Genomic DNA, 4,090 nt, shown 5'->3' with positions numbered 1-4,090 from the left:
CCAGCACGCGCACGTCTCACCGCTTTTGCTACAGCGACAACCGCTTCATCCTGCCCAATCACACGAGAGTGGAGCAATTGTTCCATATTCAGAAGCTTATCTGTCTCCGTTTGAGCAATTTTCGAAACAGGCACTCCCGTCCAGCTGGAAACGACCATTGCGATATCATCTACAGATACCTCTGAATTCTCTTGTCCCTGCTTTTCTTTCCATGATTTCTTTGTGACTTCTACTTTTTCACGCAAACGCTGCTCTGTATCGCGAAGAGAAGCTGCTTTTTCAAATTCTTGACTTTGAACTGCCGCATCCTTTTCCTTGCGTACTTCATCCAGCTTTTGCTCTAGTTCTTTTAGGTTAGGCGGTGTTGTGAACGAACGTAAACGGACTTTCGAACCTGCCTCATCAATTAAATCAATCGCCTTATCTGGAAGGAATCGGTCAGAAATATAACGGTCGGACAGCTTCACTGCCGCCTCAATCGCTTCATCTGTAATAGACACACGGTGATGTGCTTCATACCGGTCTCTAAGTCCTCTTAAGATTTGAATACTCTCATCAACAGAAGGCTGATCTACTTGAATTGGCTGGAAACGTCGTTCAAGCGCAGCATCCTTTTCAATGTATTTACGGTACTCATCTAACGTTGTCGCCCCAATACATTGAAGCTCACCACGTGCTAAAGATGGTTTTAGAATATTAGACGCATCAATCGCACCCTCTGCTCCACCAGCACCAATGAGTGTATGAAGCTCATCGATAAAGAGAATGATATTTCCTGCCTGACGAATTTCGTCCATGACTTTTTTCAAACGATCCTCGAATTCACCACGATATTTCGTTCCAGCTACAACAGTTCCCATATCCAGTGTCATTACTCGTTTATCACGTAGGATTTCAGGCACTTCGTTATGAATAATTTGCTGTGCAAGACCTTCTGCGATGGCTGTTTTACCAACACCAGGCTCACCAATCAGCACAGGGTTATTTTTTGTTCTTCTACTTAGGACCTCAATGACACGTTGAATTTCTTTGCTTCGGCCAATGACTGGGTCCAAGCTGTCCTCTTTTGCGATAGCAGTCAAATCTCTTGCCAAGCTATCAAGTGTTGGTGTATTTGCATTGCTATTAGAGCCTGCCGCAGATGCACCTGTTTCATTGCTTCCAAGCAGCTGCAGGACTTGCTGACGTGCTTTATTTAAGCTCACTCCGAGGTTATTTAAGACACGGGCAGCGACACCCTCTCCCTCACGAATAAGACCTAATAGAATATGTTCTGTCCCTACATAGGAATGACCTAGCTTTCTTGCTTCATCCATTGAAAGCTCAGTGACCTTCTTCGCTCTAGGCGTATAATGAGGAATAGCTTGAGACACCTCTTGCCCTCTTCCAATCAAGCTTTCGACTTCTTTTTGGATTTTATCTGAAACAAGGCCCAGTGCTTCTAACGCTTTGGCAGCGATGCCCTCCCCTTCACGTACAAGGCCAAGTAAAATGTGCTCAGTACCAATATTCTTATGGCCTAGGCGAATGGCTTCTTCTTGTGCAAGTGCTAATACCTTTTGAGCTCTTTCAGTGAATCTTCCAAACATCATATCGTTTCATCCTCCTGTCCATTCCTATGCATTTCTAAGCGCAGCCTTTCTCTAATAATCGCTGCTCGTTTTATATCTCGTTCATTTGGCTCCAAGGCTCCTCCTGAATATTGTTGAAGGAAGCCAGGCTGGGTCAAAATCATGAGTTCATTCAGTATATTACTTGAAAGCCCCTTAATGATACCTAAATCAATTCCAAGCCGCACATCTGACAAACACTTTGCTGTTTCTTTTGATTCAATCATACGACAATTGGCCAAAATTCCCAAGGACCGGTACACTCTGTCCTCAAGTTCAATTTTAGATGTTTGATATAAAGCTTTTCGTGCAGATCGCTCTTGTTCAATGAGCTGAGCGGTCACACTATTCAAGTCATCTACAATGTCTTCTTCTGATTGACCAAGTGTCATTTGATTTGAAATTTGAAAGATGTTCCCTATTGCTTCGCTGCCCTCACCATAAATTCCTCTGACCACAAGTCCTAATTGATTAATGGCGGGAATAATGCGATTCATTTGTCTTGTGAGCGCTAATGCCGGTAAATGCATCATGACCGAAGCCCTAATACCTGTACCTACATTAGTCGGACAGCTTGTTAAGTATCCTCGCTTTTCAGAAAATGCATAATCCACTTGCTCTTCAATCCAGTCATCTACCTGATTAGCCGCTTTTAGTGCATTGGCTAGCTGAAAACCTGGGAATAAGCATTGGATTCGAATATGGTCTTCTTCATTCAACATCACACTAATTTCTTCATTCTCAGAAAGCAAACAGCCGCCAAATCTTGATTCAGCTAAATTGGGACTGATCAAATGTTTTTCAACAAGTACCCTCTTTGCTAAAGGCTGCGTTTCATTCATTCGAATCAGAACAAAGTTTCCAATGTCCTTCACTTCGTGGCTAGCAAACTTTTGCTCGAATTGCTGGAGAACAGCTTCAGCTTCTTCTTGAGAAAACTGAGTTGGGAAACGAACATGCTCTAGATTGCGCGCTAGCCGGATTCGACTGCTTAGAACAATGTCACTTTCTGGTCCTTTTTGTTTCATCCACTGACTTAGAGCGTCTTGAATAAAATGCTGGAGCGACATGTCGTTAATCTCCCTCCCTCTGCTGAGATTGCTCATGCTCTAATGCACGAATTTGATCTCGAACTTCCGCTGCTTTTTCGAACTCTTCCTGTTCAATCAGCTGCTTCAGCTCTTGCTGCATTAACTCAAGTTTCCGGCGGACATGCAGGCTGCCGGCAATTCGTTTTGGGATTTTCCCATTATGGACTGTATTTCCACTATGGACTTTCCGTAAAACAGGGTTCAGATACTGATCAAATGTACGATAGCATTCTGCACAGCCAAATCGGCCTGTTTTTCTGAACTGCTGAAAGGTTAAGCCACACTTAGGACATTGATCCACTTCTTTCGCTTCTTGAAAAATAGACGAGCCCTTGTTAGCACTTGTGGTGAAGCTAGGATCAATATTTAATAAGCCTGATAATAAGTTGTGAATCGAGAAACCTTGGTTTCCACTCATAGCATATGAATCACTGTTTTCTTTTGCACATTGTTCACATATGTGCATTTCTTGTTTTTCTCCATTTATAACTTTCGTAAAGTGAAAAGTGGCTGGTCTCTCATTACATTCTTGACAAATCAATCTTTTCACCCGCTTTACTTTAATTTCAAAGCATTTAACATCGCTTTCATCATCCGAGCCCGCAGTTCATCTCGTTCAGGTAAATCAATATGCAATACAGAACGGTCCATGACACTAATCATCATCTTAGCTTCTCTTTCAGATAAAATGTTATTTTCAACAAGACGCATGATGATATGATCGGATGCAGCCTGTGATAAACGATGATATATTTGGGAAATAATGTTGTTCAATAAGTCGACTTCATCATTCATTTTGACTTTAATGATGCGGATATAGCCACCGCCGCCACGCTTACTTTCAACGATATAGCCTCTCTCGCTCGTAAAGCGTGTATTGATAACATAGTTAATTTGTGAAGGTACGCATTGAAATTTATCTGCAATTTCATTGCGCTTAATTTCTAATATTTCTCGACCGTTCTGATCCAAGACTTCCTTCAAATACTGCTCGATGATATCAGAAATATTTTGTGCCACTCCGCCTCCTCCTCCATTGACTTTGACTATATTTGACTTTAATCTTACTATAAATTTTTTCGGTCGATTTTTCAAGATAATCGCTCAACTAACAATATTATTTCCACATTTATATGGTGCCAAACCTCCCAAAAACACAAAAAAGACCAGTTCCGACTGGAACTGATCCTGATAGAAGCTTGGCGGCGTCCTACTCTCACAGGGGGAAACCCCCAACTACCATCGGCGCTGAAGAGCTTAACTTCCGTGTTCGGTATGGGAACGGGTGTGACCTCTTCGCTATCGCCACCAAACCTGATGGAGAGAATGTTCTCTCAAAACTAGATAACAATGTTCATGCTTCACAAATGAATATAGGTTAAGTCCTCG

At 42.3% G+C, this 4,090-nt stretch carries 4 protein-coding genes and 1 rRNA gene; all 5 read right to left on the bottom strand.

Annotated elements, in window-relative coordinates:
- Window positions 1–1,592, bottom strand: a 1,592-nt coding sequence (gene clpC, locus AOQ70_RS01765) for an ATP-dependent protease ATP-binding subunit ClpC (RefSeq protein ID WP_059374639.1), incomplete at its 3' end; no start/stop codon positions are given.
- Window positions 1,589–2,680 (bottom strand): protein arginine kinase, encoded by a 1,092-nt coding sequence (locus tag AOQ70_RS01760; RefSeq protein WP_059374637.1) that lies wholly within the window; start codon window positions 2,678–2,680, stop codon window positions 1,589–1,591. The genes AOQ70_RS01760 and clpC, both read right to left, overlap by 4 nt.
- A gap of 4 nt (window positions 2,681–2,684) precedes the next feature.
- Complete coding sequence (locus AOQ70_RS01755; protein WP_058838236.1) at window positions 2,685–3,242, bottom strand: UvrB/UvrC motif-containing protein; 558 nt, start codon at window positions 3,240–3,242, stop codon at window positions 2,685–2,687.
- 14 nt (window positions 3,243–3,256) lie between these two features.
- Window positions 3,257–3,721 (bottom strand): CtsR family transcriptional regulator, encoded by a 465-nt coding sequence (locus AOQ70_RS01750; protein WP_003217184.1) that lies wholly within the window; start codon window positions 3,719–3,721, stop codon window positions 3,257–3,259.
- Between the two features lie 177 nt (window positions 3,722–3,898).
- A 5S ribosomal RNA gene (rrf, locus tag AOQ70_RS01745) occupies window positions 3,899–4,014 on the bottom strand.
- Window positions 4,015–4,090 lie beyond the last annotated feature (76 nt).

Source organism: Bacillus sp. AM 13(2015) (assembly GCF_001518755.1).
Lineage (GTDB): Bacteria > Bacillota > Bacilli > Bacillales > Bacillaceae > Bacillus > Bacillus safensis.
Note: the sequence above shows the minus strand (reverse complement) of the source record. Positions and strands in the feature narration are given on the sequence as shown.

Coding starts and splice junctions, on each gene's coding strand:
- AOQ70_RS01760 (WP_059374637.1), bottom strand. CDS start 2,680: ATGTCGCTCCAGCATTTTATTCAAGACGCTCTAAGTCAGTGGATGAAA.